Source organism: Pseudolabrys sp. (genome assembly GCF_035943735.1).
Taxonomy (GTDB): Bacteria; Pseudomonadota; Alphaproteobacteria; order Rhizobiales; family Xanthobacteraceae; genus Pseudolabrys.
The window spans coordinates 110,702-131,228 of record NZ_DASZBV010000027.1 but is presented as its reverse complement, the minus strand read 5'-3'; the positions used below and the strand labels follow the sequence as shown (position 1 = coordinate 131,228).

The following is a 20,527-nucleotide window of genomic DNA, read 5'->3' as shown; positions in this document are numbered from 1 at the left end:
ATACGTCATGCACGCTAAGCCGCTGTCGCACATGCGCATTCTCTGCGCCCGACCGCAATCCGGCGGTCAGGAAGTACCGTGTAGCGCATGGCCCTGCGCGCCGTCTTTTTTCACAGGGCGCCGCCGCGCCGCAGGCGTCGACCGGTTCCATCCCACCTGCTAAGTCAGATGCGCCACCAAGGAACTCGTCATGACACACCAAAAGCATCGAATCATCGCGATCGAAGAACACTACTGGGACCCGGTGCTGACCGCCCACTTCGTGCAGCGCGCCGGACGGCCAGACACGACGCAGCAGAAGCTGTACGACCTCGGCGCCACGCGGCTGAAGGAAATGGACGAGGCTGGCATCGACGTTCAGGTGCTGTCGCATGGTGCGCCGTCGACGCAGACGCTCGGGGTGGAGATTGCCGCGCGCGTCGCTACCGAGGTCAATGACCGCCTTGCACAGGTCTGCGTCGCCAAGCCCGAACGCTTCTGCGCGCTGGCGGCGCTGCCGACAGTCGATCCTTCCGCGGCCGCGGACGAGCTCGAGCGCACGGTGCGTCAGCATGGCTTCAAGGGCGCCATGATCCACGGCATGTCCACCGGCGAGTTCATCGACCACAAGAAATACTGGCCGATCTTTGCACGCGCGGAAAAGCTCGACGTGCCGATCTATCTGCATCCGTCGGCGCCGGACGACCGGGTCGCGAAGGTCTACTACGACGACTACACCAAGGACTTTCCATTGGTGGCGCGGCCGGCTTGGGGCTACACCGTTGAGACCGCGACGCAGGCGATCCGCCTCATCCTCTCCGGCGTGTTCGATGCGCACCCGAAGCTCAAGATCATTCTCGGCCATCTCGGCGAGACTCTGCCGTTCCTGATGTGGCGCATCGACGCCGCCCTGAAGCGGCCGGGACAGAAATCGATCGATTTCCGCGCGATCTTCTCCAACAATTTCTATATCACGACCAGCGGCTTCTTCTCCGATCCGGCGCTCTTGTGCTGCGTGATGGAGATGGGCGTCGACCACATCCTCTTCGCCATCGACTGGCCGTTCGTCGACAATCAGCCGGGCGTGGACTGGCTGGCGTCGGTGCCGCTCAGCGAGGAGGACAAGCGCAAGATCGCCAGCGGCAACGCCGAGCGGCTGCTGAAGCTCTGATCCTGCGAAATGAACGAAGCGGGGTTGAGGCCCCGCTTCGTTCGCATTTGCGTCGCAGCAATCTCAGTGCTTAACGAGCCCGGCGCGCTCGACAATTTCCTTCCACATCGGCACTTCCTGCTGCAGGCGGGCATGCAATTGCTCGGGACCCGCATAGCCCGCGCGGGAGCCGGCCTTCATCATCTTCTCCTTGATGTCCGGGTCCTGCATGATCGCCTGGACGGCATCGGCGAGCTTCTTGATGACCGGTTGCGGCGTGCCGGCAGGTGCGAGCAGCATCTGCCACGTCTCAACCACGGCGTTGGGAATGCCGGCTTCCTTCATGGTCGGCACGTCGGGCAGATCCGGCCAGCGTTCGCTGCCGGTCTGCACCAGCGCCTTCACCAAGCCGGATTTGATCTGGCCGACCACGCCGCCGATGCTGACGGAGGCGATATCGGTGGTGCCGGCGGCGGCGGCCTGCAGCGCCGGCGCGGCGCCGGAATAAGGCACGTGCGTCATGGTGATATTCGCACGCACCTTGAGAAGTTCGACCGCCAGGTCGGACACACTGCCGACGCCGGTCGTGCCATAAGTGAGCTTGCCGGGATTGGCCTTCGCCTTGGCGATCAGATCGGCGACGCTGGTGATGCCCGAGCCCGGCCGCGTGACGATCGCATTGGGCGAGGCGCCGATATAGGCGATCGGCGCGAAGCTCTTCAACGGATCGTAGGAAACCGGCTTGATGCTCGGATTGATGACGATCACGTTGGACGTTTCCAACAGCGTGTAGCCGTCGGGCTGGGCGCGCGACGCGGCAGTGATGCCGATATTGCCGACGGCGCCGACACGGTTCTCGACGATGACGTTAGTCTTGAGCTTCTCGGCCAAGGCCTTTGCGAGCAGACGGCCGGTGACGTCGCCGGGCCCGCCGGCGGCGAACGGCACGATCATCGTGATGGTGCGCTCCGGCCACTCCGCATAGGCCGGCGCTGCCGCCACAGAAATGCCGACCAGCGCTAGAAAAGCGAAAGCCGAGCGCGACAAACGATTAAGCATGTGATCCTCTCGAATACAGAAATGGCGCGGCATTCTCTGCGGACCGCACGCGGGAGTAAACCCGTCTGGTCATTGCAGCCACATCGCAGCCGGTTGCTGTGGACAGAGACGTCATCGCTACCACCGCACCGGACGACGCGAAAAAAGGTGGGAGTTGCTGCCGGTGGCGGAAGACCGCCTGCACTGCCTGTGCTAATCGCGGAGTCGGATGGAATTCGTGTCGCCTGCAATGGAATCCGTGGTGCGCTGAAGGCTTATGGTCGACCTTCCCAATCATGGAGCGGCTCTCGATGTAGACGAGCCGCTCGCCGCCGATGAAGCTGTCGCTGTTGCAGTGCACGCGTCGGAGGGCCTCAACGCCCGCAGCGTCCGCAACGCCGCCCTCGGAACCGGTATCGTTGTCGCGCTCGGCGCAGCCGCGTGGGCGATCTGGTCCGGCGACAGCATGCCGATGACGGTGATGCTGCTCTACGGCATGGTGGCGAGCACGCTGGCCCTCTATGCGGCCACCGCCACGCCGACAGCGCAGGCCGCGCCCGTCTCCGTCGCCGCCGAGACCACCTCTCCCGGCACGTCGGAGGCCTGGAAGCTGGTCGAGACGCTGACCGTGTCCGACGCCTCGCGTTTGTGGTGCAGCATCGAGCCGGGCGCGGCGGCGACGCAGGAGACGATCGCCTGGGGCCGCGCGCTCCTCGACGCCATCACGCGCGAGGAGTTGCCGATCGTGCTCAAGCCGGGCGCGCCGAAGGACGCCGTCGACTGGGAGCGGAAGAACCCGCACTACCAGACGCAGGTCACGCGCGCCTCGTTGAAGAGCTGGGCCAACGAGCACGGCCACTTTCCCGCCTTCCTGCAGGACTGAAGCCGCTTCGTCATCATTGCATTTGAATGCGTCGCGCCGGCAAAGCGCACGGTTCCGGCCGCGCGCCTTGCATATACGACGGCGGCCTCAGGGGTGCTTGAACAGAGCGACGATCTCGGTCGCCCCCTTGTCGTGACCCTTCAGCGCGTTCAGCAATTCAGGGATCGTCAGCCCGGGCTTCAGCGCCTTCGGATCGAGATCGGTGGCGATGAGCGTGATGACGTAGTGGTGATAGGTCGTATTCGGCGGCGCGCACGGGCCAAAATAGAGGCCCGTCTTCGGCAGGTTTTGTCCACCGACGAATTTATCAGAAGGCTTACTGGCTTCGCCTTCGGCAAAGCCAGTAACCGAGGCGGGGATACCGTAGATCACCCAGTGATCGACGCCGAGCCCGCCCCGCCCGGCCAGATCGCGCATGGTGATGGCGTAGCTCTTGGTGCCCTCGGGCGCGTTCTTCCAGGCCAGCGGCGGCGAGACGTTGTCGCCGACACAGTTCGGGTTTTTCTTGATGTTGCCTGCGTTCTTGACCTGCAACATGCCGCCGTCCTTGAACGCGGACGATGAAATCGTGAATGGCTCCGCGGCCTGTGCCGGCTGTCCGCCGGCCAGCGCCAGGCCGGCAATCCCGAACGCCATGCCGAGTGCGCGCAGATAGCAATTCTTGGTCATCTGGTTTTCTCCCCGTTTGTCGCGGGACGTCGTTGCTTCATGCGCCCTGCGGAAGCGGATGACATCGCAAACCAGACCGATCCGCAAGGTACCTCGGTCTGGAGGCCCGAGCCGAGGCCGCAAACAGAATTGATCCGGGTCAAGGGCCGTCGCGCGGAGCGGCGCATTCTCTGGCTTCTGGAGATTTGCCATGCCCCATACCTTATCTACGCATAAGCGCGCCAAGCCCGGCAGCCGCGGCGGCGGCCGCTTTTTCCATATCGAACTCAGGCCTTCGAACCAGTTCGTCGCCTTCCGCGTTCAGGACGTAGGCGAGCCCGACGGGGTCGAGCGGGTCGCCGGCCTGCGGGCCTCAGGCTCATGGGACACCGTCAAATGGCTGGTCGAGAAGACGCATGCGCACGTGGAGGACGGACACTTGATCGCCGACAGCGCCGAAGCCAGGAAGCTGTTCAAGAGCCTCGGCTCGGAGCCGGTGCTGGTTGATGGCGACCGCTTTCGTGCCAAGCCGCGGCGCGACATTCCTGAATCCGAGAAGCCGACGCCGGCGATGCGCAAGGCGCAAGCTGCCAACATCAAGAAGGCGCGGGCCGCCGTGCGCAAGCGCAGGACGGCAGCGCCATGATCCGCAAGCTCGCGTCCGGCGGCTATCGCCTCTATTCGCGCAAGAAGAACCCGAAGACCGGCAAGCGCCGCAATCTCGGCACCTTTCACACGCGCAAGGCCGCCGAAAAACACGAACGCGAGATCCAGTATTTCAAGCGGCATTGAGCCATGACTCCTCGCATGCAGCTGTTCGCGCTCACCGCCACGGCCGACCTTGGCCGCGCGGTGGCGGCGGCGTTGAACGTTCCGCTCGCCGCGCACGAGGAACGCGGCTTCGAGGACGGCGAGCACAAGGTGCGGCCGCTCGACGACGTCGCCGGCAATGACGTTTATGTGGTGCAGGGCACCCATGGCGGCCTGGACGAGAGCGCCAATGACAAGCTCGTGCGGCTGATATTCTTCATCGGCGCGCTGAAGGACGCCGGCGCCGCGCGCGTCGCCGCGGTCGTCCCCTATCTCGCTTATGCGCGCAAGGATCGGCGTACCAAACCGAACGATCCCGTCACGACGCGCTACGTGGCGCAGATGATGGAGAGCGTCGGCGCCGACTGCGTCGTCACACTGGAGGTGCATAATCCGGCGGCGTTCGAGAACGCGTTCCGCTGCCGCACCGTGGCGCTGACCGCGACGCCGCTGTTCGTCGATTACATCAAGATGCAATTGGCCGGTGAACCGCTCGCTGTCGTCTCGCCCGACGCCGGCGGCATGAAGCGCGCCGAACTGCTGCGTGAGGTGCTGGAACCGGCCCTCGGCCAGCCGGTCGGCAAGGGACTTGCCGAAAAGCATCGCAGTTCTGGAATCGTGTCAGGCGACCTGTTCGTCGGCGACGTCGCGGGCCGCACCGCGCTGATTGTCGACGATCTCGTCAGCACCGGCGGCACGCTCTTGCGCGCGGCGAAATCGGCGCGCGCAGCAGGCGCCAAGCGCGTGCTGGCGCTGATCACGCACGGCCTTTTCATGCCCGGCGCGGAGGCCGTGCTCGCCGATCCGGCGATCGACCGGGTGATCGTCACAGACGCGGTGCCACCATTCCGGCTCAAGGGGCCGTCGGCAAAGCTTGTCACCTTGCCCTGCGCGCCGCTTTTGGCCGGGGCGATCCGCCGGCTGCACGAGAACCGCAACCTGACCGACTTGCTGGTGTTCTGAGCCAGGCTTCGAGCCTGCGCGCGCTCCCCGCCGCCAACACCAGATAAGCGCGCGCGAGGGGCGCCCATTTCTGCGGTGTGCGCGGTGTCGGCTCGTAAAGATGCGCGATGGCAAGACGCGCGCGCAGCATCGCGCGGTAGCCGTGATAAAAGATAAACAGTGCGTCGGTCGGGCCATCGCGCAGCAACCGCGTCATGCGGCGGCGTAGCCGCGCGCCGGCCCACGCCGCGCCGAGCCGCTCGCATTCGAGCGCCAGATAGGCGATTTCGTCGAACGGATCGACCACGCGCAGGCGGTCGTTGAACTCGAGGCAGTCGATGATGCGAATGCGCTCGCCGAGCCAGATATGCTCGGGACGCAGGTCGCCGTGGCCATCGACGATGCGGCGGTGCCGGAAGCGCGCTGTGATGAGTCCGCCGCATTGCGCAATGAAGCGGCGTTGCACCGCGTCGATGCGCCGGACCAGCCCAGCCGGCAGCGTAAAGCGCGGATCGAGCAGCACGCTGCGGTTATAGGCGAGCGTGCGTCTGATCTCGGTGAGTTGCACCGCCTGCGGCAGCATCGTCGGCTGCGCCGAGCGGTAGAAATCCGCCAGCATATCGGCAAGGCGATCGATGTCCCTGGGCCCGAGGCGGCGCTCCGCGATCAGCCGGTCGAGCATGAAGCGCTCATCGAGCCGCTTCATATGCACCAGCCAATCGATTGGCGCTCCGTCGCCGCCGAGCGCGAGGCCCCGTGCGGCTTGGGTGAGCGGCACGACGCCGAGATAGATGTCCGGCGCGAGCCGCCGGTTGAGCCTGACCTCGGCGCGGCAGGCCACTTCGCGCCGCACCAGCGACGAGAAATCGAGATAGGGGAACCGTACCGGCTTCTTCAGCTTGAAGACGTTGTCGCCGACGAGAAACACCCACGACATATGCGTCTCGCGGGCGATCACGGCCGCCGGCGCGGGCCGGTAAGTATCGGGACGGCCAAGAAGAGCGACTTTGTCGGCGAGCGTGGGCGCGGCACGGTCGCGATTTATCAATGTCGTCGCCACGGCCTGCTCCATGCGATGCAAGAATAGCGAAGCCCGGCATCGGCTTGCTTGATTCTTGTCAAAGGCACACATGCCCCGCGCGGCCATAGTGTTGCCATGGCGAACGATGTTGTCCTGAAGGCGGCGGCGCGACAGATCGCGGTCGGCCGGATTGCCCTGCCCGGCGATCTCACCACTCCGGAGAACGCCTACGCGTTGATCGCGTTCGCGCATGGCAGTGGCTCGAGCCGGCTGAGCCCGCGCAACCGCGCCGTCGCGCGCGCCCTGAACGCGCGCGGCATGGCCACGCTGCTGTTCGACCTGCTCACGCACGAGGAAGAGCGCGACCGCGCCAACGTCTTCGCCATTCCGTTGCTCGCCGAACGCCTCATCGAAGCGGTGCACTGGGTCGACTGGCAACCTGAACTCGCCGACATCCCCGTAGGCCTATTCGGGGCCAGCACCGGCGCCGCGGCGGCGCTCGTTGCGGCGGCGGCGCTCGGCGATCGCGTGGGCGCAGTCGTGTCGCGCGGCGGCCGGCCAGACCTTGCCGCGAATGCGCTGGACCGCGTCGGCGCACCTACTCTGCTGATTGTCGGTGGCCTCGACGATGACGTCATCGAACTCAATGAGCGGGCCTTGGCGCGTTTACAGTGCATCAAGGCGTTGGAGATCGTGCCCGGCGCCACGCATCTGTTTCCCGAACCAGGCACGCTGGAACGAGTCATCGCACTCGCCGGCGACTGGTTCGCCGATCATCTCAGACCGCGCGGAACAAAGGGATAGCGCCATGCCCTTCAGCGATCGCAGCGAGGCCGGACGTCAGCTTGCCAAGGCGCTCGCCCGTTACAAGACCGACAAGCCCGTGGTGCTGGCACTGCCGCGCGGCGGCGTGCCGGTGGCCGCCGAGATCGCCAGCGCGCTCGACGCGCCGCTCGACCTCGTGCTCGTGCGCAAGATCGGCACGCCCTATCAGCCGGAGCTCGCTGCCGGCGCCGTCGTCGACGGCGCGACACCGACCGTCGTGCGCAACGAGAGCATCATCAGGCTCGCCGGCATCAGCGAGGCTGATTTCGCCGCCATCCGCGACCGCGAGCTCGCCGAGATCGAACGGCGCCGCAAGCTCTATCTCGGCGACCGGCCGCGTTCCCAGATGAAGGACCGTACCGTGATCGTCGTCGATGATGGCGTCGCCACCGGCGCCACAACGCGCGCCGCGCTGCGCGCGATCCGCGCGCGCAAGCCGCGGCGACTGATACTGGCGGTACCGGTGGCGCCGACCTCGACTTTGGCCGAGTTGAAAGGCGAAGCCGACGACATCGTCTGCCTCGAGGACCACGAGGATTTCGGCGCGATCGGCCTGTTCTATGCCGATTTTACGCAGGTCGCCGACGCCACCGTTACCGCGCTGCTGGCGCAGCATCCGGTCAAACGGGACCCATCCGCGACCACCCAAGCCTGAGAAGCAGGCTCTGCGTCCGGGACGCTCGGGCCCTCTGCTTACACGTCGACGATACAGGCCGCCGACCAGGTGCCCGTGGCATCCTGTGCCACCTTGACCGCCGTATAGGTCGCGGCTTTCGGCTCGCAGGCCGGCGCGTGGCGCGCGACGTCGATCGGCTCGCCCCACATCGTGCCGGTCAGATGGTTGCCACGGATGCGCACGGCAAAGCGCGCAAACAGCATCTTGCGCACGCTCATTTCGTAGATGATTAGGTTGAGCCATTCGGCGAACAGGAGGTCGAGGTCCGGCGCCTGGCATTTCACCTGCACCGTCTCGCACTCGGCGATCTTTGCTGCGGTGACGATGGCGGTCAGCGCCCGCGCGCCCTGCTCGAAGGCTTCCTCCACGGTCCGGCCATAGCCGCGCACGCCCACGTCGGCCGCGAGCTGGAAATGCTCCCAGCCGGCGCGATGCGGCGCGCTGACGGCAGAGGCGCTCACGAGCGTAGCGCGTGCTTGCCGACCAGCTTCACCGTGCTCGCCTGCGGCCCCTTCTCGCCGGCCTCCTCGGCGAAGGTGACACGGGCGCCCGCCTCTAAAGGCTTGCCGCCGAGCACGCTGTTGCGGTGGAAATAGATTTCACGGCCGTCCCCGGTCTCGAGGAAGCCGAACTCGCCCGACGGATCAATGCGCGCGACACGCGCCGTCGGCTCCGCCTCATGATGTTTCACCTGCCCCTGCATGCGGCGCACATCGTCCTGCAATTGCCGGCGCGCATGCTTGAAGGCGTCGCTGATGGCGAAGGACAGATCAGTCTGCCGGTCGTCGGCGTCCGGCGTGCGGCCGGCAATCACCTCGTGGCCGTCCGGCAGCGCCAGGTGGATATTGATCTCGTAATTGCCGATGCGGTGATGGCCGCCCGGCGCCTTCAGCACGACGCGCGCGGCGGTGATGCGGCCGAAGCGCTCCTCGAGCTCATCGACGTGCCTGGCAATGATGCCGCGGACGCCCGCATCGGCGTCCATGCCCTGAAAATCGATCTCGACCGGCGTTTGCATGATGTCACCCGTTGCGAAGAGGTGATCCACCTTTCCCCACCGAACGCCCGCTGCATTGATCTGCCTCAAGCCCGCCTGCCGGCTGCTTCAGTCCTCGCCGCCGAAGCGGGCGCCGAGATCGCGCCAGAGCTGGAAGCGGATGTTGGGATCGGGGTCGTCGCCGAGATAGGTGTTGCCGAAGTAGAGCGGCCCGGTGGGAAACACATTGGCGCCCCAGGCGCCGGACCGGACCTGAGCGGCCACCGGCGGATGTACGACCTTCTTGTGCTTGCGCGCCTTGGCATCGACCGGCGCAACCGACACGATGGCGGCCACCAGAGCCAGACCGAGCAGCTTCGACGGACGCGACGACATGGCAAACCTCCATGGCATTCATTGCCGTCGTTCGCATTAGCCGAACGGCACGGCGATACAATGCCGACGCCATGGCCGCGACGATCAACTTACGGTGTTGGAATATCCGCACCCGGCGCGTGTTTCACGCACCGGCCTCAGCGCGGATCCGTGATCGGCGGTCCGCGCTTGATGTTCAGGCGGCGGCAATCGGCCTCGCTGAAGTCCTCGTCGCTCTTGAGCCCGACGGCGCGGATGCCGGCGATGGCGCAGAGATCGTCGACCTCGTTGACGTCGCCGGTGACGCCGATGGCGCCGACGATCTCGCCGTCGTCGGCGCGGATCAATTGTCCGCCGGCTTCGAGAAACAGCGGGCTGTCCGCCATCGCGCGCAAAGTGTCCATGAACAGCGGCTTCTCGCGCGCCTTCTGCAGTACCAGGCGCGAGGAGCGGTTCATGGCCAGCGCGGCGAAGGCCTTGCCGCGCGCGACCTCGAAGCGCATCAGCGAGGCGCCATCCTGCTTGAGAAAGGCCTTCACGCGGCCGCCCGCGTCGAGCACGCAGGCCGCGAGCGCGTGCGACTTCATCGCCTCAGCGTGTTTGAAGGTGTTGAGGATAGTGGCCAGTGCCTGATCCATCGTGAGCGCACGCATATCCGGCTCCTCACTGCCTCTTCGGCGCGATTGTCTGCTGTCGCTCGGAGGCTGCGGGCCCGGCCGCAATCGCCTCCGCCGCGAAAGCGCGGCCTGCGCGGCCCGGTGGCCGCCATGTCGCACGGATGAGCTTGCGCTTCTCCGCATAGCTCACCTGCGGCGTCTCCAGGCTCTCGCACTCTTCGCACATGTCGATCGTCTCAGATTGAAGGAAACACGCCGCCGTCGACCGTAAAGGCGGCGCCGGTGATGAAACTCGCCCGCTCCGAGGCGAGAAAGGCGACGAGCCCGCTGATCTCCTGCGAGCTGCCGATGCGGCCGAGCGGATTGCTGACCTGCCGCGCCGTCTTGCCGGCGGCGGGCGTCACGTCCTGCACCAGTCGCTCCGAGGCGATGCCTTGCGGCAGGATGGCGTTCACCAGGATGTTGTCCTTGGCCAGGTCGTTGGCGAGCGCTTTCGTCAGCGTAAGCACTGCGGCGTTGTTCATGCTGACGCCGATGCGGGCGAGACGCGGCGTGCGCGCGGCGCCGCCGGAGAAGTTGATGATGCGGCCCCACCGGCGCTCGCGCATCATGGGCACAACGCGGCGCACGAGCCGCGCGGTGCCGTTGAGCTTGTTCTCGAACAGACCGGCGAAGTCGTCGTCGGACATTGCAAAGAAATCGCCGTCGATGATATCTGCCGCGGCATTTATCAGAATGTCGACCGTGCCAAACGCGTCACGCGCCAGTGCGACCGCGGCATCGACTGCCGCATTGTCGCGCAGATCGGAGGCGATGCCGCGCACGCGCTCGCCGGCGGCTTTCGCCAACGCCTCGCGCGCTGCAGCATTGCGGTTCGCGTCCTTGCTCACGATGACGACTTTGGCTCCCTCCGCGAGCAGCTCCGCCGCGCAGGCATAGCCGATGCCGCGGCTACCGCCGGTAATGATTGCGACTTTGCCGTCGAGGCCGAGATTCATGACGCCATCCTGTAAATCAAATTATCGCGCCAACTGATCGACGCGCTTGGCGTGGCCGGCAGAGATCTTGCCCTCGAGCGCGTCACGCATCCAGTCCGCGACGTGCAGATAGAAGTCCGGCAGGCGGCCGCCGAAGGTGTGCGTCTCGTCTTCGTAGACCCACAGTTCCTTCGGGCACTTGAGCATGTCGAAGATGCGCTCGCCGTCCTCGAGCGGGCAAAGCTCGTCGAACTCACCCATCGCCAGAAGCGTCGGGCACTTGATTTTCGGCGCCACGGGCTCAAGCGTCATCTGCGCCGCCATGGCGTCGAAGGCGTCCTCGTCGTGGATGTTCGACATATACATGTAGTTGGCGCGGTAGGCGGGCTTCGAGTGCTTGAAAATCGTGTCTTTCTGCAGGAACACACCCATAGCGCCGACCAGCGCCTTCACGCGCGGATCGAATGCGGCGACGCGCGGCCCCCAATAGCTGCCCATGCTCCAGCCATAGACACCGACTTTTCCGGCGTCGAGCTCCGGGAAGGTCTCGATGAAATCGATGGCCGCCTTGCCGGCGCGCTCGAAATTGTCGAGCGTCACCCAGGTTTCGCGCGTGTTGCTCTCGCCCTGCCCCGGTCCGTCAATAGTGAGCGTCGCCATGCCGCGGCGGCGGAAGTGATTGTGGTAGGGGCTCGGCATGTACTCCTTGATCGTGTCCATGCCGGGGATGACCAGCACGCAGGGCGACTTCTTCGCCCCGGGAACGGTCTGCAGGATGCCGGGAATGGTCTTGCCGTTCTCGAACGGAATCTCGACGCGGCGGACGCTCGCTTCCTCGAACAGCTCGGTGAAGCGCGTGTAACAGGCGACGAGGCGTTTGTAGAGCTCCAGCTTGCGTGGCGTGTTCGCGTGGAGCACGCCGCAGGCCGGGCCGTAATAGAGCGCCGCGCGGTAATAGAACTCCGCGGCGCTCTCGCGATGACCTTTGACTTCAGCCTCCTCGGCGAGCTTTTGCTCCTGCTCGGCCGTGCGCACCCACTGCTTCACCACGGCCAGCGGATGCTTGATGCGCTCGGTCGTGCGTCGCACGTCGGCGGGGCGGAAGCCCCACTCGACGAACATCACCGACCGGAAGCCGAAGACGTCGAGGACCTTGTAGAATTCCTCGTTGACCCATTTCTGCGCGCGACGGCTTCGATCGTTCAAGCTTTCCTCCTGGAAGACACCGGACGGCGCGCGGGAAAAAGGGGGCGGCGTTACCGCCCCTTCAGGCCCGCCGATTGGATGAACGCCGTCCAGTTCTTGATATCGTTGGCGACGCGCGCCTTCAACTCGGCACCGCCGGCATATTCCGGCGTGATGTCGAGCGCCTTGAGGCGCGCCACAAGTTCGGGATCCTTCAACGCGTCCTGGACCGCCTTCTGCAGCTTCGCCGTTACGGCATCCGGCATGCCCTTCGGCCCAAACATCGAGAACCAGAAGCGCAGATCGACGTCGGCGTGCTTGATGCCGGCTTGGTCAACCGTCGGCACCTGAGGCAGCGCCGGCGAGCGGTCCTTGCCGGTCACCGCCAGGCACTTGATGCGCTTGTCGGCGATCAAAGGCTTCGCCACCTGGCTCGAAGGCAGCGTCATGTCGACGTGACCGGCGATCAGATCGGCCATGGCAGGGCCGCCGCCACGATAGGGAATATCCATCGTCTGAATGCCGGCGCCTTCGCGCACCACGTCCCAGACCAGTTGCGACACCGACGTCACGCCCGCCGACGCGAAGGTGAGTTTCTTCGAGGACGCCTTCGACAGCGCAATCAACTGCTTCATGCTGTCGGCCTTTATCGTATTGGCGACGCAAATGGCGAGCGGCGAGGTGGCGGCGAACGCAATCGGCGTGAACTGCGTGAGTGGATCGAACTGCGGCTCGATGTCCTTGAAACCGGGTCGGATGACCAGCGCGTTCTCGGCCATCATCAGCGTATACCCGTCCGGTGCCGAGCTCGCGACCTTGGTCCAGCCGATGTAGCCGCTCGCGCCGGAGACGTTTTCAACGATCACTGTCTCGTTGAGCGTCTTGCCCAGGGCTACCGAGAAGATGCGGGCGAAGGTGTCAGTTGCGCCGCCCGGCCCGAAGCCGACGACGAGGCGGATTGCCCGCGATGGGAAACTGTCCTCAGCCTGCGCACTCGAGACTATGCCTGCACCGAACGCGATGCAGACAGACAAGACCGACAGCAGCTTTCGCATGTTCGTTTCCTCCCCTTGCATTGGCGCCTGTTATGAAGACCGGATGAGATGACGCGCGCCGGCGGCGCTGCCGGCGTTGCTGCATTCATCCGATCAGTGCGTTCTCATCTGTGCCCCTCGTTGAACCTCGGAGGGAAAGCTCGTTTGCGTCGCGGCGAATGTTGCGCCAGTCCGCGCATCGCGTCACTGCGAGCGCGGCACGGAAACGACAACAGACGCTGTGGGGCGGCCAGCACCGCTGGCCGCATCAGCAAAGCTCTTCTCATATTGCTAACACTCATTCTGGAATGTGACAATTGCAGAACTGCAATCGGACGCGCAATTTCAACGGATCAAAACAAAAAGGACTAGACATTGCAAAGACCCCTGCTTGACGGCGATTGAGCAAAGAGCCTATCGAAGTCCGGATCAATCTCTACGAAAACCGTACAGAGCTATTCGACAATGTCGGAAACTCTGGCGCGGACGCGGACCGTCGATGAGACGGCATCTGCACCTCGCCGCTTCCGTGCAAAGGACCATTCGATGACCCGCGGCCCCTGGATCGATCACTTCGGCGACAATTTTCTCTGGTCGAACGCAACCCTGATCCTCAAGGGCATGGCTCCGTACGGTGTAGTTTCGATCGAGGAAATCGACCGCTGCTGCGAGAGGCTACGCCCGCGCTGGAACGAGGCGGACCGCGGCAAGGCCTGGTTCGAGGAATGGCGCGCGCTCGGCGACCAGATCGAGAAACGCGGCGACGCAGCGCTCGCCAAGAATCACAAGATCACCGCCGGAGACTATTACCTGCGCGCGGGCATCTATCACTACAACGCCGAGCGCTTCATCGTGCCCGGTCCGGAGAAGAAGGCGCAGTGCGGGCATGCCTACAAGGTCTGGCATCAGGGCATCAGGCTACGCCAGCCGAACGTCGAATTCATCGAGGTACCCTATGAGGGCACGACGCTACCGGCCTTGTTCATGAAGGCGCCCGGCGACGGCGCCAAGCCCACCGTGGTGGTGGTCAACGGCATGGACAACGCAAAGGAGATGAGCATCTTCTTTTGCGGCCTCGAATTCGCGCGACGCGGCTACAACACGCTCTGCCTCGACGGGCCCGGCATGGGCGAGATGCGGCGCATGCGCGACATGCCGAGCCGCTACGACTACGAGGTACCGGGCGCCGCGGCGCTCGATTTTTTGCTGACGCGGCCCGAGGTCGACGGCAAGCGCGTCGCCATCATGGGCTACAGCTTCGGCGGCTATTACTCCTCGCGCATCGCGGCCTTCGAGAAACGCTATGCTGCCTGCATCGCGCTGTCGGCGCTTCATTGGGATCTCGCCGCCTGGCAGCAGAAGATCAAGGATGCCAACCGCAACGCACCCGGGTCGGTGGCTCAATCGAACTTCCAGTGGCGCTGGGTCGCCGGCGCCAAGGACGAGGACGAAGGCATCGAGATCGCCAAGAAGTTCTCGCTCAAGGACGTGGCCAGGAACATCACCTGCCCGTTCCTGGTGACGCATGCCGGCAATGACCGTGTCGTGCCGGTCGAAAACGCGCAGAAGCTCTATGACGCGGTCGGCTCCAAGAACAAGACCATCAAGATCTTCACCACCGAGGAAGGCGGCGCCGAGCATGCGCATGTCGACAATCGTCAGATCGGTATCGACTTCGCCGCCGACTGGCTCGGCGACAACATGTGAGAGGCCGCTTCGATCGCCTACGACCAATGTGCGAGCGTAACGGGTAAGCCATGAGCGACCGCGGTCATGCGAAGAAAGGCGCCGAGATCCAGTCGCTGGTCCGCGCCTCGGCGCTGCTGCGCGAGATCGCGCGCAACCGCGACGGCATCGGGCTGGCGCAGCTCAGCCGCACGCTCGACCTGCACACCAGCACCGCCTTTCACCTGCTCAAGACCTTGGCGAACCTCGGCTACGTGCGGCAGGACGAGACGACTAAGCTTTACCGGGTCGGCTCGCAAATCTTCAACCTGGCGGCGACCGCGTCCGACGAGGTCGAGATCGCCAAGCTCGCCGAGCCGTTCATTGATGAGCTCGCCATGCGCACCGGCGAGACCAGCCATTTGGCGCTGCGCTCCGGCGAAGAGATCGTCGTCGTCGCCCGCAGCTATGGCAATACCGCCTTCCATTTCGCCGAGCGCACGGGGACGACGCGGCCGCCGCACGCTACCGCCATCGGCAAGGCGCTGCTCGCCGCAATGCCACAGAAGAACCTTGAAGCGCTGGTGAGCAAGCTCGAGCTGCGCGCCATCACGCCGCGCACCATCACCGACCCGCAGAAGCTGCTCGAGGAGATCGAGAAGGTGCGACGCACCGAGATCGCTTATGACGACGGCGAATTCCATCCCGAGCTGCGCTGCGTCGCCGTGCACGTGCGCAACTTCACCGGCCGCATCGTCGGCGCGCTCGGCATGTCGACGGCCATCTGGCGCCTTTCGCTCAACGATCTTGCCGATAAGAGTATCGTGCTGCGGCAGGTCGCGCAGGACTTGTCGCGGGCGCTAGGCTATACCGGCCCGCACGAGAATGCGCCTCCGGCCGCGCTCGGCGGGGCCACGGCCAACGAGCTGACTACGCAACGCCGCTAGCAATCAAGCAAACGTCTCCCGGGAGTGCGCGAATGAGCGATCGACTGCCAGAAGAAGCCAAGAACTTCCGCCTGCTCGGCCACGATTCGTCGGCCGCCTTCGGCGGCGGCAGCATCGTCGAGGTGAGCAAGGGCTTTGCCTATGTCGGCTCGGTCGGCGGCTCGAGCTTCAGTGCGCCGGAAGGCTTCACCGTCCACGACGTCTCCGACCCGCGCAAGCCGCACAAGGTCGCCGAATTCCGCGCGCCGCCGGGCGTGCATTGTCACAAGCTGCGCCTGGTCGGAAACGACCTGCTTTACGTCAATTCCGAGAAGCTCGCCGGCGAGAAAGGCAAGGACGGCCGCGCTGGTCTGTTCATCTTCGACATCAGCAAGCCGACCGCGCCGCGGCAGGTCGGCTTCTACGACATGCCCGGTAGCGGCCCGCACCGCTTCGGCATCGACCACGCACGCAAGCTCGCGCTCTTGCCCTGCGACGCGGAAGGCTGGAACAAGCGCGTGATCTGGACGCTCGACATCCGCGATCCGCTCAAGCCGGAGATCGTCAGCATCTGGGGCCTGCCGTGGCAGAAGTCGCAGGACGCCGGCAGCGGCAACGATCCGATGCCGGCCGACGACACCTGCACGCTGCACGGCCCGCCGGTGATCCGCGGCAACCGCATGTACGCGGCATTCTGGGGCGGCGGCGTCGCCGTGATCGACTGCGGCGACCTCACGAACATGCAACTGCTCGGCCACGTCTGCTGGTCGCCGCCCTTCCCCGGCGGCACGCACACAGCCTGGCCGATCGGCGACAAGCCCTATCTCATCGTCACCGACGAAGCGCGTGCGCGGCAGAAGTTCTGGGACGCGCAGTTCATGTGGGTGCTCGACATCCGCGACGAGACTAATCCGGTGCCGGTCGCGAAATTCTGGCCTGACCGCGACAAGTACTTCCATCGCCCCGGCCGTTTCGGCGCGCACAACATCCTCGAGAACATCACGACCGAGGGCCCGTGGGCGAACCTGGTGTTTCTTACCTACTTCAACGCCGGCCTGCGCGCCGTCGACGTCAGCGATCCGCTGGTACCGAAGGAGGTCGGCTACTATGTGCCGGCGACGCCATCGACGCAGGAGGCGATCCAGTCGAATGACATCGGCAGCGACGAGCACGGCCGTCTGTATCTCATCGACCGCTGGGGCGCCGGGATGCACATCCTCGAATACACCGGCTGATCTCACAAGCGCACAAACGAAAACGCCCGCTCAAATCCGACAGGGTGCAGGCGTTCTCGAAGAATGCCGGCATGGACGCGAAGGGCATGGCTCCGGCCGCGATGACGACGCTCATCAAGGATGACGTCGCGACGTGGACGGAAGTGATCCAGAAGGCGGGGATCAAGAAGCGCTGACGCAGCTTGCGCCGAAACGGAATTGCGGAGAGAGTACGACCGCCTTTCCTCACCTCCATTTCGCGCGGCACGAATGGCCACCGCTACGAGCTCTTCTGAACTGCCTCCTCATCCCTTCGCCGCGCAGCTCGCTGCCTACGCGCACGGTCTCAGCTTTGCCGATCTCGACGCGGCCACCGTCGAACGGGTCAAGACCCATGTCGTCGACACGATCGGCTGCGGCATGGGCGCCTTCGACGAGCGGCCGGTGCGGGTCTGCCGCGATATCGCGCTGGCGGTCCAGGGCAACGCCACGATCATCGGCACCGACCGGCGCACGACAGCCGATCTCGCGGCGTTCGCCAATTGCGCCGCGTTCCGCTACCTCGATTTCAACGACACCTATGTCGGCCGCTTCTCGGTGCATCCGAGCGATCTGATCGCCGCCTGTCTCGCCGTCGCGGAGACAGAGCGGCGCAGCGCGCAGGAGCTGATCGCGGCCATCGCCATCGCCTACGAGGTGAACTGCCGGCTCGTCGACGCCTGCGATATCTCGACGCGCGGCTGGGATCCGACGGTCATGAGCCCGCCGGCCGTCGCACTCGCCACCGGCAGACTGATGCAGCTTTCGCCGGCGCAACTGACCCACGCCGTCAACATCGCCATCAACGACCACGTGCCGATGGCGCAGACGCGCGTGCAGACACTGTCCGACTGGAAGGGCCTGTCCGACGCGGAAGCGAGCCGCAACGCGGTGTTCGCCGCAATGCTGGCGCGCGGCGGGCTGACAGGCCCGTCGCCGATCTTCGAAGGCCGCTCCGGCTTTTTCCAGCAGGTGACCGGCCCGGCCACTCTCGACGTCGCCGCTTTCGGCGGCAGGACGAACGAATTCCGTATCCATCAATGCAGCCTGAAGCGCTACCCGGCGGTGATCTACACGCAGACCGCGGTCGTCGCAGGTATCGAAGTGGCGAGGGACGTCGGTTCGCTCGACCGCATCACCGCGATCGAGATCGCCACGACGCGGCGGGGCTATCAGCGCACCGGCAGCGAGCGAGAGAAATGGACGCCGGAAACGCGCGACACCGCCGACCACAGCCTGCCCTACATCACGGCGCGGGCGATGTTCGACGGCGACATAACCAATGAGACCTTCGAACCGCACATGTTCCGCGATCCGAAGATCCGCGCCTTCATGCAGAAGATCACGGTAAGCGAAGATCCGGCTCTCACCGCGCGGCAGGGCGCCTCGGCGCCGACGCGCGTCACCGCGATCTTGAGCGACGGTCAGCGCATCACGCGCGAGGTCGATTATGCCCCGGGCTTCGCCAAGAGCCCGATGAGCCGCGGCGACGTCGAACAGAAATTCCGCGGCAATGTCCGCAGGCGCTGGTCGGAGCAACAGACCGGCGCAGCTCTGGCCTCGCTGTGGCAGCTCGAGCGCATCGACGATCTCGCCGCATTCCTCGGCACTTTGGTCGTGCAGGCAGGTGGCTGAACGCCGTCGCCGTTCCGACCTCGATCTCGTTCATCGCTTCGCGCAATTGCGCCGCGAGCGTCAGCAACGGCGGCGCGAGGGTGCGCACGACCGACCCCGCCGCTTCTTCCGTGGTCACGCTGACGTTGAGCACATGGATCGGATGCCGCGCCGACACCAATGGCGCTGCCACGGCGACCACCTGCGGCTGCCATGACGCGACACAGTAGCCGCGCTGCGCGACCGAAACCCCCGCCTCGGCAATCTCCTTCTCCAGCCTCCGCCAGCGCGTGCGCCGTCTGGTCTTGAGCTGTGCGAGCAGCGCCCTGCGCTCGACCTCCGGCGCCACGGCGAGCCAGGCGCGACCGAGTGCCGTCAATTCGATCGGCACGCGCTGCCCGGAAACGACCGAGCGTTGCGCGCCTTTGGCGTTGAAGCGAACCGATTCAAGATAAATCATCTCGTCGCCGTCGCGCACCGCGAGCCCGACATTGATGCGCAGGCGCCGCGCCAAGGCCGTCATCGGCGGCGTGGCGACGCGCAGCACCGGCGAGCCCGAACGCATCGCGTGCGCCAGCGTCAGCACCGGTGCACCAAGCCGGTAGGCGCGCTCGGGCGCGCAATAATCGAGATAGCCGGCCTCGGTCAGCGTCTGCGTCAGGCGGCTGATGCTGGCGCGCGGCAACCCGGTGCGTTCAGCGATCTCGCCATTGCCAAGCAGCGCTGTTCCCGGGCGGAAGGCACGCAGGACGGCGATGCCGCGGCCGAGCGAGCGGTTGAGCGGTGAGCGGCCTCGTTTCATGCGTCGGAGGATACCTGAGCGCCGGCAATTCCACCATGTGGAATTGTCGCACGTCCATCCCGCCGCCCCTCGTGTTAGGTTTCGGGCTGACGCAAAGACAAAGAATGCCAGCAGGAGCTGGCCGCCAGGGAGGACTTCATGCCGACGATCTGCACTCCGATCGCGCGGGCGCTTTTCACCGCCTTCGCCCTGCTCGCTCTCTCGCCCGGCGCGTTCGCCGCCGAGTTCGCCGGCCAGGTCACGAAGATCGTGGTGCCATTCGCCCCAGGCGGCGGCACCGACATCATCTCGCGCACCTTGGCGCAGGAGATGCAGAAGCAGCTCGGCGGCTCGGTGATCGTCGAGAACAAGCCGGGCGCCGGCACCATCGTCGGCACCGAATACGTCGCCAAGGCGGAGCCGGACGGCCACACGCTTGTCATGGCCACGTTCGCGCATGCTGTGAATCCGAGCCTGCGGTCGAAACTGCCCTTCGATGCCGACAAGGATTTCGCGCCGGTGGCGCTAGTCGCACGCTCGTTCAACATCGTCGTGGTCAATCCCAGTTCCGGCATCAATTCCATCGCCGACCTGATCGCCGCGGCGAAAGCGAAGCCCGACGGACTGAACTTCGGCACCTTCGGTCCGGGCACCTCGGCGCATCTTGCCGGCGAATTGTTCAAGAGCCTGGCGCACGTGAAGATGACAGCCGTGCACTACAAAGGCGCGGCGCCGGCGATCACCGATCTGCTCGGCGGCACGATCCAGGTGATGTTCACCACCGTCGCCAGCGCCACCTCGCTGATCAAGGCCGGCAAGCTCAAGGCGCTCGCGGTCACCTCGGCGACGCGGACCAAAGCCTTCCCCGATCTGCCGACGGTCGCGGAAGCCGGTGTGCCCGGCTATGCCGCCGAAAGCTGGTATGGCGTGTTCGCACCGGCAAAAACGCCGCCGGCCACGATTGCGCTGCTCAACAAGGCCATTGACCAGTCGCTGCACGCGCCGTCCTTCGACAAGCTCGTCGCGAACGAAGGTCTCATCATGGTCGGAGGGGCGCCGGAAGAGTTGGGGCGCTACGTTCACGAGCAGGAACTGCTGTGGCGGCGGGTCGTGCGCGAAGCCGGCATCAAGGTCGAATAGCAGGACATCAGA

22 protein-coding genes and 1 pseudogene are annotated in these 20,527 nt (G+C 65.4%); 12 read left to right on the top strand and 11 right to left on the bottom strand.

The genetic code is table 11. The features are described from left to right. The first annotated feature begins 190 nt into the window (after positions 1 to 190). Positions 191 to 1,150 (top strand): amidohydrolase family protein, encoded by a 960-nt coding sequence (locus VGV41_RS21125; protein ID WP_326866134.1) that lies wholly within the window; start codon positions 191 to 193, stop codon positions 1,148 to 1,150. A 63-nt stretch (positions 1,151 to 1,213) separates the two neighbouring features. Here VGV41_RS21125 and VGV41_RS21120 read toward each other — a convergent pair whose 3' ends face one another. After that, complete coding sequence (locus VGV41_RS21120; RefSeq protein ID WP_326866133.1) at positions 1,214 to 2,188, bottom strand: tripartite tricarboxylate transporter substrate binding protein; 975 nt, start codon at positions 2,186 to 2,188, stop codon at positions 1,214 to 1,216. 256 nt (positions 2,189 to 2,444) lie between these two features. Here VGV41_RS21120 and VGV41_RS21115 point away from each other — a divergent pair, with 256 nt between their 5' ends. Next, positions 2,445 to 3,050: a hypothetical protein gene (locus VGV41_RS21115; protein ID WP_326866132.1), complete on the top strand. Its 606-nt coding sequence runs from the start codon at positions 2,445 to 2,447 to the stop codon at positions 3,048 to 3,050. A gap of 87 nt (positions 3,051 to 3,137) precedes the next feature. Here the strand turns inward: VGV41_RS21115 and VGV41_RS21110 are convergent, their stop codons facing one another. Beyond that, positions 3,138 to 3,911: a YbhB/YbcL family Raf kinase inhibitor-like protein gene (locus VGV41_RS21110; RefSeq protein ID WP_326866130.1), complete on the bottom strand. Its 774-nt coding sequence runs from the start codon at positions 3,909 to 3,911 to the stop codon at positions 3,138 to 3,140. Here VGV41_RS21110 and VGV41_RS21105 point away from each other — a divergent pair. Genes VGV41_RS21105 through VGV41_RS21095 form a run of 3 tightly spaced genes read left to right on the top strand, consistent with a single transcriptional unit; the run spans position 3,910 to position 5,471 of the window. Beyond that, positions 3,910 to 4,344: a hypothetical protein gene (locus tag VGV41_RS21105; RefSeq protein ID WP_326866128.1), complete on the top strand. Its 435-nt coding sequence runs from the start codon at positions 3,910 to 3,912 to the stop codon at positions 4,342 to 4,344. The two genes, VGV41_RS21110 and VGV41_RS21105, sit on opposite strands and share 2 nt — an antisense overlap. Then, the gene (locus tag VGV41_RS21100) at positions 4,341 to 4,490 is read left to right on the top strand and encodes a hypothetical protein (RefSeq protein ID WP_326866127.1); all 150 of its coding nucleotides are present in this window, start codon (positions 4,341 to 4,343) and stop codon (positions 4,488 to 4,490) included. Before VGV41_RS21105 ends, VGV41_RS21100 begins: the two co-directional genes overlap by 4 nt. 15 nt (positions 4,491 to 4,505) lie before the next feature. Further along, on the top strand, positions 4,506 to 5,471 hold the full coding sequence (locus VGV41_RS21095) for a ribose-phosphate diphosphokinase (protein WP_326866126.1): 966 nt from the start codon (positions 4,506 to 4,508) through the stop codon (positions 5,469 to 5,471). Here the strand turns inward: VGV41_RS21095 and VGV41_RS21090 are convergent. Next, positions 5,386 to 6,510 carry a hypothetical protein gene (locus tag VGV41_RS21090; RefSeq protein WP_326866124.1) on the bottom strand — a complete coding sequence of 375 codons (1,125 nt, stop codon included), beginning with the start codon at positions 6,508 to 6,510 and terminating at the stop codon, positions 5,386 to 5,388. The genes VGV41_RS21095 and VGV41_RS21090 overlap by 86 nt on opposite strands. Positions 6,511 to 6,606: 96 nt before the next feature. Here VGV41_RS21090 and VGV41_RS21085 point away from each other — a divergent pair, with 96 nt between their 5' ends. Both VGV41_RS21085 and VGV41_RS21080 read left to right on the top strand, forming a co-directional pair. Further along, entirely contained in the window at positions 6,607 to 7,275 is a 669-nt protein-coding gene (locus VGV41_RS21085) for a dienelactone hydrolase family protein (protein WP_326866123.1), read from the top strand. Between the two features lie 4 nt (positions 7,276 to 7,279). Further along, entirely contained in the window at positions 7,280 to 7,951 is a 672-nt protein-coding gene (locus VGV41_RS21080; protein ID WP_326866122.1) for a phosphoribosyltransferase, read from the top strand. A 38-nt stretch (positions 7,952 to 7,989) separates the two neighbouring features. Here the strand turns inward: VGV41_RS21080 and VGV41_RS21075 are convergent, their stop codons facing one another. The 7 genes from VGV41_RS21075 to VGV41_RS21045 all read right to left on the bottom strand — a co-directional run bounded on the left by VGV41_RS21075 (position 7,990) and on the right by VGV41_RS21045 (position 13,157). Continuing rightward, positions 7,990 to 8,433: an archease gene (locus VGV41_RS21075; RefSeq protein WP_326866121.1), complete on the bottom strand. Its 444-nt coding sequence runs from the start codon at positions 8,431 to 8,433 to the stop codon at positions 7,990 to 7,992. Beyond that, positions 8,430 to 8,990, bottom strand: coding sequence for an HPF/RaiA family ribosome-associated protein (locus VGV41_RS21070; protein WP_326866120.1), 561 nt, complete (start codon positions 8,988 to 8,990; stop codon positions 8,430 to 8,432). The genes VGV41_RS21075 and VGV41_RS21070 overlap by 4 nt, the downstream gene beginning before the upstream one ends. An 87-nt stretch (positions 8,991 to 9,077) precedes the next feature. Further along, the gene (locus tag VGV41_RS21065; protein WP_326866119.1) at positions 9,078 to 9,344 is read right to left on the bottom strand and encodes a hypothetical protein; all 267 of its coding nucleotides are present in this window, start codon (positions 9,342 to 9,344) and stop codon (positions 9,078 to 9,080) included. Between the two features lie 137 nt (positions 9,345 to 9,481). Further along, positions 9,482 to 9,976 (bottom strand): GlcG/HbpS family heme-binding protein, encoded by a 495-nt coding sequence (locus tag VGV41_RS21060; protein WP_326866118.1) that lies wholly within the window; start codon positions 9,974 to 9,976, stop codon positions 9,482 to 9,484. Positions 9,977 to 10,176: 200 nt separating this feature from the next. Next, positions 10,177 to 10,938, bottom strand: a complete 762-nt coding sequence (locus VGV41_RS21055; protein ID WP_326866116.1) for an SDR family NAD(P)-dependent oxidoreductase — start codon at positions 10,936 to 10,938, stop codon at positions 10,177 to 10,179. A 21-nt stretch (positions 10,939 to 10,959) separates the two neighbouring features. Further along, positions 10,960 to 12,123, bottom strand: coding sequence for an alpha/beta hydrolase family protein (locus tag VGV41_RS21050; protein ID WP_326866115.1), 1,164 nt, complete (start codon positions 12,121 to 12,123; stop codon positions 10,960 to 10,962). A 50-nt stretch (positions 12,124 to 12,173) separates the two neighbouring features. Beyond that, positions 12,174 to 13,157: a tripartite tricarboxylate transporter substrate binding protein gene (locus VGV41_RS21045; protein WP_326866113.1), complete on the bottom strand. Its 984-nt coding sequence runs from the start codon at positions 13,155 to 13,157 to the stop codon at positions 12,174 to 12,176. A 525-nt stretch (positions 13,158 to 13,682) separates the two neighbouring features. Here VGV41_RS21045 and VGV41_RS21040 point away from each other — a divergent pair. The 4 genes from VGV41_RS21040 to VGV41_RS21025 all read left to right on the top strand — a co-directional run bounded on the left by VGV41_RS21040 (position 13,683) and on the right by VGV41_RS21025 (position 18,615). Beyond that, a complete protein-coding gene (locus tag VGV41_RS21040) occupies positions 13,683 to 14,843 on the top strand; it encodes an alpha/beta hydrolase family protein (RefSeq protein ID WP_326866111.1) in 1,161 nt (386 codons plus the stop codon). A 50-nt stretch (positions 14,844 to 14,893) separates the two neighbouring features. Then, the gene (locus VGV41_RS21035) at positions 14,894 to 15,748 is read left to right on the top strand and encodes an IclR family transcriptional regulator (RefSeq protein ID WP_326866109.1); all 855 of its coding nucleotides are present in this window, start codon (positions 14,894 to 14,896) and stop codon (positions 15,746 to 15,748) included. Positions 15,749 to 15,780: 32 nt separating this feature from the next. Then, on the top strand, positions 15,781 to 16,962 hold the full coding sequence (locus tag VGV41_RS21030; protein ID WP_326866107.1) for a hypothetical protein: 1,182 nt from the start codon (positions 15,781 to 15,783) through the stop codon (positions 16,960 to 16,962). A gap of 249 nt (positions 16,963 to 17,211) precedes the next feature. Continuing rightward, entirely contained in the window at positions 17,212 to 18,615 is a 1,404-nt protein-coding gene (locus tag VGV41_RS21025; RefSeq protein WP_326866106.1) for an MmgE/PrpD family protein, read from the top strand. A 58-nt stretch (positions 18,616 to 18,673) separates the two neighbouring features. On the opposite strand, the pseudogene VGV41_RS21020 reads toward VGV41_RS21025, so the two are convergent. Continuing rightward, positions 18,674 to 19,396, bottom strand: a pseudogene (locus tag VGV41_RS21020) (IclR family transcriptional regulator); the annotation flags it as partial. 138 nt (positions 19,397 to 19,534) lie between these two features. Between VGV41_RS21020 and VGV41_RS21015 the strand changes: the two are divergent. Continuing rightward, positions 19,535 to 20,515, top strand: coding sequence for a tripartite tricarboxylate transporter substrate binding protein (locus tag VGV41_RS21015; protein ID WP_326866105.1), 981 nt, complete (start codon positions 19,535 to 19,537; stop codon positions 20,513 to 20,515). The last annotated feature ends 12 nt before the right edge of the window (positions 20,516 to 20,527 follow it).

Excerpts from the sequence above, each read along its gene's own strand:
- VGV41_RS21125 (WP_326866134.1), top strand. The coding sequence starts at position 191 with ATGACACACCAAAAGCATCGAATCATCGCGATCGAAGAACACTACTGG.
- VGV41_RS21120 (WP_326866133.1), bottom strand. The coding sequence starts at position 2,188 with ATGCTTAATCGTTTGTCGCGCTCGGCTTTCGCTTTTCTAGCGCTGGTC.
- VGV41_RS21115 (WP_326866132.1), top strand. The coding sequence starts at position 2,445 with ATGGTCGACCTTCCCAATCATGGAGCGGCTCTCGATGTAGACGAGCCG.
- VGV41_RS21105 (WP_326866128.1), top strand. The coding sequence starts at position 3,910 with ATGCCCCATACCTTATCTACGCATAAGCGCGCCAAGCCCGGCAGCCGC.
- VGV41_RS21110 (WP_326866130.1), bottom strand. The coding sequence starts at position 3,911 with ATGGCAAATCTCCAGAAGCCAGAGAATGCGCCGCTCCGCGCGACGGCC.
- VGV41_RS21100 (WP_326866127.1), top strand. The coding sequence starts at position 4,341 with ATGATCCGCAAGCTCGCGTCCGGCGGCTATCGCCTCTATTCGCGCAAG.
- VGV41_RS21095 (WP_326866126.1), top strand. The coding sequence starts at position 4,506 with ATGCAGCTGTTCGCGCTCACCGCCACGGCCGACCTTGGCCGCGCGGTG.
- VGV41_RS21085 (WP_326866123.1), top strand. The coding sequence starts at position 6,607 with ATGGCGAACGATGTTGTCCTGAAGGCGGCGGCGCGACAGATCGCGGTC.
- VGV41_RS21080 (WP_326866122.1), top strand. The coding sequence starts at position 7,280 with ATGCCCTTCAGCGATCGCAGCGAGGCCGGACGTCAGCTTGCCAAGGCG.
- VGV41_RS21070 (WP_326866120.1), bottom strand. The coding sequence starts at position 8,990 with ATGCAAACGCCGGTCGAGATCGATTTTCAGGGCATGGACGCCGATGCG.
- VGV41_RS21065 (WP_326866119.1), bottom strand. The coding sequence starts at position 9,344 with ATGTCGTCGCGTCCGTCGAAGCTGCTCGGTCTGGCTCTGGTGGCCGCC.
- VGV41_RS21060 (WP_326866118.1), bottom strand. The coding sequence starts at position 9,976 with ATGCGTGCGCTCACGATGGATCAGGCACTGGCCACTATCCTCAACACC.
- VGV41_RS21055 (WP_326866116.1), bottom strand. The coding sequence starts at position 10,938 with ATGAATCTCGGCCTCGACGGCAAAGTCGCAATCATTACCGGCGGTAGC.
- VGV41_RS21045 (WP_326866113.1), bottom strand. The coding sequence starts at position 13,157 with ATGCGAAAGCTGCTGTCGGTCTTGTCTGTCTGCATCGCGTTCGGTGCA.
- VGV41_RS21040 (WP_326866111.1), top strand. The coding sequence starts at position 13,683 with ATGACCCGCGGCCCCTGGATCGATCACTTCGGCGACAATTTTCTCTGG.
- VGV41_RS21035 (WP_326866109.1), top strand. The coding sequence starts at position 14,894 with ATGAGCGACCGCGGTCATGCGAAGAAAGGCGCCGAGATCCAGTCGCTG.
- VGV41_RS21030 (WP_326866107.1), top strand. The coding sequence starts at position 15,781 with ATGAGCGATCGACTGCCAGAAGAAGCCAAGAACTTCCGCCTGCTCGGC.
- VGV41_RS21025 (WP_326866106.1), top strand. The coding sequence starts at position 17,212 with ATGGCCACCGCTACGAGCTCTTCTGAACTGCCTCCTCATCCCTTCGCC.
- VGV41_RS21015 (WP_326866105.1), top strand. The coding sequence starts at position 19,535 with ATGCCGACGATCTGCACTCCGATCGCGCGGGCGCTTTTCACCGCCTTC.